Source organism: Streptomyces sp. NPDC055078 (assembly GCF_053607985.1).
On record NZ_JBSGUP010000706.1, the window covers coordinates 1 to 4,137 of the forward strand.

Sequence of the window (4,137 nt, forward strand, 5' to 3'; positions counted from 1 at the left end):
GCCTTACCCTCCCCGGCCCGCCCGGTGAACCACGCCACACCCGCCTTCTGTTCCCGGCCGACCGCTCCCCCTGTCCGATCGGGGTCCGATCGGCGTCCGGTGAGGGGCGACCAGGGACGGATCAGGGCGTGAACCGCCGCGGTCGTCGGCCGATTCGGCCGATCAGGTGCGGGCCGTACGAAACCGATCAGTCGCGCGCCGTACGGAACACCAGCGCGGTGGCGATGGCGGCGAGCCCCTCGGCCCGGCCGGTCAGCCCGAGGCCGTCCGTCGTCGTCCCGGATACGGAGACGGGCGCACCGACCGCCGCGCCCAGCGCCCGCTGCGCCTCCGCGCGCCGTTTGCCGATCTTCGGGCGTACGCCGATGACCTGGATGGCGACATTGCCGATCCCGAACCCCTCGGCCCGGACGATCCGGGCGGCCTCGGCGAGCAGGGTGACCCCGGAGGCGCCGGACCACTCGGGCCGGTCGGTGCCGAAGTGGGCGCCGAGATCGCCGAGACCCGCGGCGGAGAAGAGGGCGTCACAGGCGGCGTGGGCGGCGACATCGCCGTCGGAGTGCCCGGCGAGCCCGTCCTCGCCCGCCCACAGGAGTCCGGCGCACCACAGCTCGCGGCCCGGCTCGAAGGCGTGCACATCGGTCCCGACACCGATCAGCGGCAGGGCCTGCGGGATGGTCGAGGGCTGTGGGGTACCGGCGGCCGGCGGAGCGGCCGAGGCCGCCGGGGTACCAGCGGCCGGCGGAGGGCTAGAAGCCGTCATTGGCCCTCCTCCGGGCGAGTACGGCCTCGGCCAGTACGAGATCCAGCGGCCGGGTCACCTTGAACGCCTCCTCGTGGCCGGGTACGACGACCACGGGCGCGCCGAGCCGCTCGACCATCCCGGCGCAGTCGGTGGCGCCCTCGCCGTCCGCCCGGACCGTACGGTGCGCGCGTACGAGGGTGTCGCGGTCGAAGCCCTGCGGGGTCTGGACGGCACGCAGCCGGGCGCGCTCGGGGGTGGCGACGACGGGCTCGGGCCCCTCGCCCGGCTCGACTTCCTTCACCGTGTCGGCGAGCGGCAGCGCCGGTACGACGGCGGGCGCACCGTCCCGTACGGCCTCGATGACGGCGTCGACGGTGTCGACGGGGACGAGGGGGCGGGCCGCGTCATGGACGAGGACGACGCCGATGTCGGCGGGGAGGGCGTCAAGACCCAGCCGTACCGACTCCTGGCGGGTGTCGCCGCCGGGGACGACGACGACATCGGTGCGGTCGGGCAGCGGGAGATCGGTGAGGAGGGTGCGCACCCCGGGGGTGTCGCCGGGCGGGGCGACGACCACGACGAGCGAGACCGCGTTGGACGCCGCCATGGCCCGGACCGCGTGGACGAGCATCGGTGTGCCGTTCAGTGCCCGGAGCGCCTTGGGGGCGCCGGGGCCGAGCCGTATCCCTCTGCCGGCGGCCGGGATCACCGCTGCGGTACGGGGCGGTAGCGATTCGTCTGACATCGGTTGCACTCCGGCAGGTTTGTTTCCTCGTCCGACATGGGTATGGCCACAGCGTGCCGGGCGCGACGCCTTGACGGACCCTTCCGTGACTACTGGTCTGCGCCAGCCGCCCGGGCCCGGCACACCACAGGGGTCAGGTGCTGCTGTGAGTGGGACACCTGTGCGTGAAAGACGGATGGGTGGGACACAAACATGCCGCAGCGCCCGGCGACAACACCGTGATCAATGGTGATCATGGTATGTCAGCGGGCACCGCGGCATTGGTGCGTCATGCGTCAGGACGCGAGGACCTCGTCGAGCAGAGCCTCGGCCTTGTCTTCGTTGGTGTTCTCCGCGAGAGCGAGCTCGCTCACCAGGATCTGGCGAGCCTTGGCGAGCATCCGCTTCTCACCTGCGGAAAGCCCGCGCTCGCGCTCGCGACGCCACAGGTCGCGCACCACTTCGGCGACCTTGATGACATCGCCGGACGCGAGCTTCTCCAGATTTGCCTTGTAGCGACGGGACCAGTTCGTCGGCTCTTCGGCATACGGTGCGCGCAGCACCTCGAAGACCCGGTCGAGCCCGTCCTGACCGACCACATCGCGTACGCCCACGAACTCAGCATTGTCCGCCGGCACACGAACCGTCAGGTCGCCCTGAGCGACCTTGAGCACCAAGTAGGTCTTGTCCACGCCTTTGATCTGGCGAGTTTCGATGGCCTCGATCAGCGCGGCCCCGTGATGGGGATAGACCACGGTGTCGCCAACCTTGAACGTCATGTGACAGGTACCCCTTCCGTGGCTATCCAGGGTAACACGGATACGGCTTCTTCTGAATGGCGTTTTCGCAGGTCAGGGCATATCTCGGGGCTTGACAACAGCGCCAGGAACGTGCTGCGGGCGGGTTCCGGAAGGGGGTATTCGCAGGTCGGAGCGGCTGTGCGGGGCGCCCGAAACACGCACGTCACAGCGTTCGGGGGCCGCTGAAGCGTGGGTGAACGTCCCGGTTTGCCGGGTTCATGATGGTGAACTTCCCGTACTCCGTTCGGCCGTCGGTCACCCGTACGGAGTGATGCGCGGGAGAATCCGGAATTGATCACCATTGATCGGCGGAAGCGTGTCCGGGAAATCGGCGAGGAATGCGGCGCGGCCCGGGAATTGATCACCGCCGATATACGAACGGTGTACGAAACGGCCGCACCGGAACTCTGCACCGAACACCCGCGGATCCCGGCGCATCGCGGCGGATCGCGGCGGATCGCGGCGGATCCCGGCGGGGCGGCGTCCGGTGTTCTCCGGCGGCCGGGACCCCGCCCGCCGTCGCGGCGCGAAGGGGCGGGTCGGGTGCGGGGGCGGAGCGGCGGCTCTGTAATCTGATCGCGAACTGACGCCGTCTCGGCCGGTATCGCGATGTGCGCGATCCCGGCCGTGTCGCGCCGGTTCTGCCGACCGGCCACCGGCCGGTCCGCACGGGGATCCGCACCGGATCCCTACCCGTAACCCGTAATGCCGCACCAGATCCGTTTCCGCACCAGATTCGTACTGGCCCGTACGCCCAAGGAGATGCCGCCGCCGTGAGCCTCCCCAAAACTCCGTCCGGGGGCGCCCGCTGCCTTCGCCGCGGCGCCCTCGCAGTCACCGCCGCCGCGCTGTCGTTCGCCGTACTCACCGGGTGCGGCGCGGGCAACAACGCACAGTCCCTCGAAGTCAAGCCGGACACGGCCGCGGCCACGGTCGACACCATCACCGTCCAGAACGCGAATGTGATCACCCAGCCGAAGGAAGGCGCGGCGGGTCCCGCGGCCGTCTCCGCGACGGTCTTCAACTCGGGCACCGAGCGGCAGACGATCGACTCGATCACGCTGACCGGCGGTGTGGGCACGGTGAAGCTGGCGCCCGCCAAGGGCTCGGGCCCGGTCTCCGTACCGGCCGGGGGCTCGATCGTCATCGGCGGCAAGGGCAACGCCTCCGCGACGATCGTGGACGGTCAGGCGCTGACGAAGAACATCGGCGGGGTGCAGGAGACGGTGTTCCGCTTCAGCGACACGGGTGATGTGAAGCTGAACGCGTTCGTGATGCCCGCCTCGGGCGACTTCAAGGACTTCGGCGCCACCGCGCCGCCGAAGCCGGCGAAGCCCGCGGCCGGGGAGAAGAACCCCGGGAAGCCGGGAGACACCGAGGGCACCGGGAGCACCGGGAACACGGAGGGCTCCGGGAACACCGAGGGTGCCACCGGCGACACGGGGAACGCGGACCAGTCCGGGAACACCGCGTCGGGGACCCCGTCCGGCAACGCGTCGGAGCAGCCGGGCGGTCAGTCCGGCTCCGAGAGCGAGCAAGGCGGTCAGGGCTCCGAGGGCGAGCAGGGCGGGCAGGATTCCGACGGTGAGCGGGGCAGCGGTGAATCCGAGGATTCCTCGCAGCACTGACCAGGACCGGGATCGGGACCAGGACCGGGACCGGAGCCAGTGGACCCGAGCCCGAGCCCGAGCCCGAGCCCGAGCCCGAGCCCGTGGACGGCCGGGGCTGGACTGACCGGGCTGGAGCCTGTGGACCGGACCGGACGTGATTGGCCCGGACGTGACTGACCGGGGCCGGACCGGCCGGGCGCGGTGCCGCGAGCGTAGGGCCCGGAAGCGCACAGAGTCGAGTCGAGGGGGGCCCCCCCC

The 4,137-nt window shown here is 71.0% G+C and carries 4 protein-coding genes; 1 reads left to right on the forward strand and 3 read right to left on the reverse strand.

Translation table 11 applies throughout. The features are described from left to right. Positions 1-187 precede the first annotated feature (187 nt). From ispF to ACWF94_RS35180, 3 genes are all read right to left on the reverse strand, one after another. Positions 188-763, reverse strand: a complete 576-nt coding sequence (ispF, locus tag ACWF94_RS35170) for a 2-C-methyl-D-erythritol 2,4-cyclodiphosphate synthase (protein WP_453498169.1) — start codon at positions 761-763, stop codon at positions 188-190. After that, positions 750-1,490 (reverse strand): 2-C-methyl-D-erythritol 4-phosphate cytidylyltransferase, encoded by a 741-nt coding sequence (gene ispD / locus ACWF94_RS35175; protein WP_453498172.1) that lies wholly within the window; start codon positions 1,488-1,490, stop codon positions 750-752. Before ispD ends, ispF begins: the two co-directional genes overlap by 14 nt. A gap of 275 nt (positions 1,491-1,765) precedes the next feature. Next, positions 1,766-2,248 carry a CarD family transcriptional regulator gene (locus tag ACWF94_RS35180; RefSeq protein ID WP_003953493.1) on the reverse strand — a complete coding sequence of 161 codons (483 nt, stop codon included), beginning with the start codon at positions 2,246-2,248 and terminating at the stop codon, positions 1,766-1,768. A gap of 794 nt (positions 2,249-3,042) precedes the next feature. Between ACWF94_RS35180 and ACWF94_RS35185 the strand changes: the two genes are divergently transcribed. Continuing rightward, a complete protein-coding gene (locus ACWF94_RS35185) occupies positions 3,043-3,897 on the forward strand; it encodes a hypothetical protein (protein WP_453498175.1) in 855 nt (284 codons plus the stop codon). Positions 3,898-4,137: the final 240 nt, after the last annotated feature.

Bases quoted from the DNA above. Each gene is read 5' to 3' on its own strand.
- ispF (WP_453498169.1), bottom strand. From the start codon at position 763: ATGACGGCTTCTAGCCCTCCGCCGGCCGCTGGTACCCCGGCGGCCTCG.
- ispD (WP_453498172.1), bottom strand. From the start codon at position 1,490: ATGTCAGACGAATCGCTACCGCCCCGTACCGCAGCGGTGATCCCGGCC.
- ACWF94_RS35180 (WP_003953493.1), bottom strand. From the start codon at position 2,248: ATGACGTTCAAGGTTGGCGACACCGTGGTCTATCCCCATCACGGGGCC.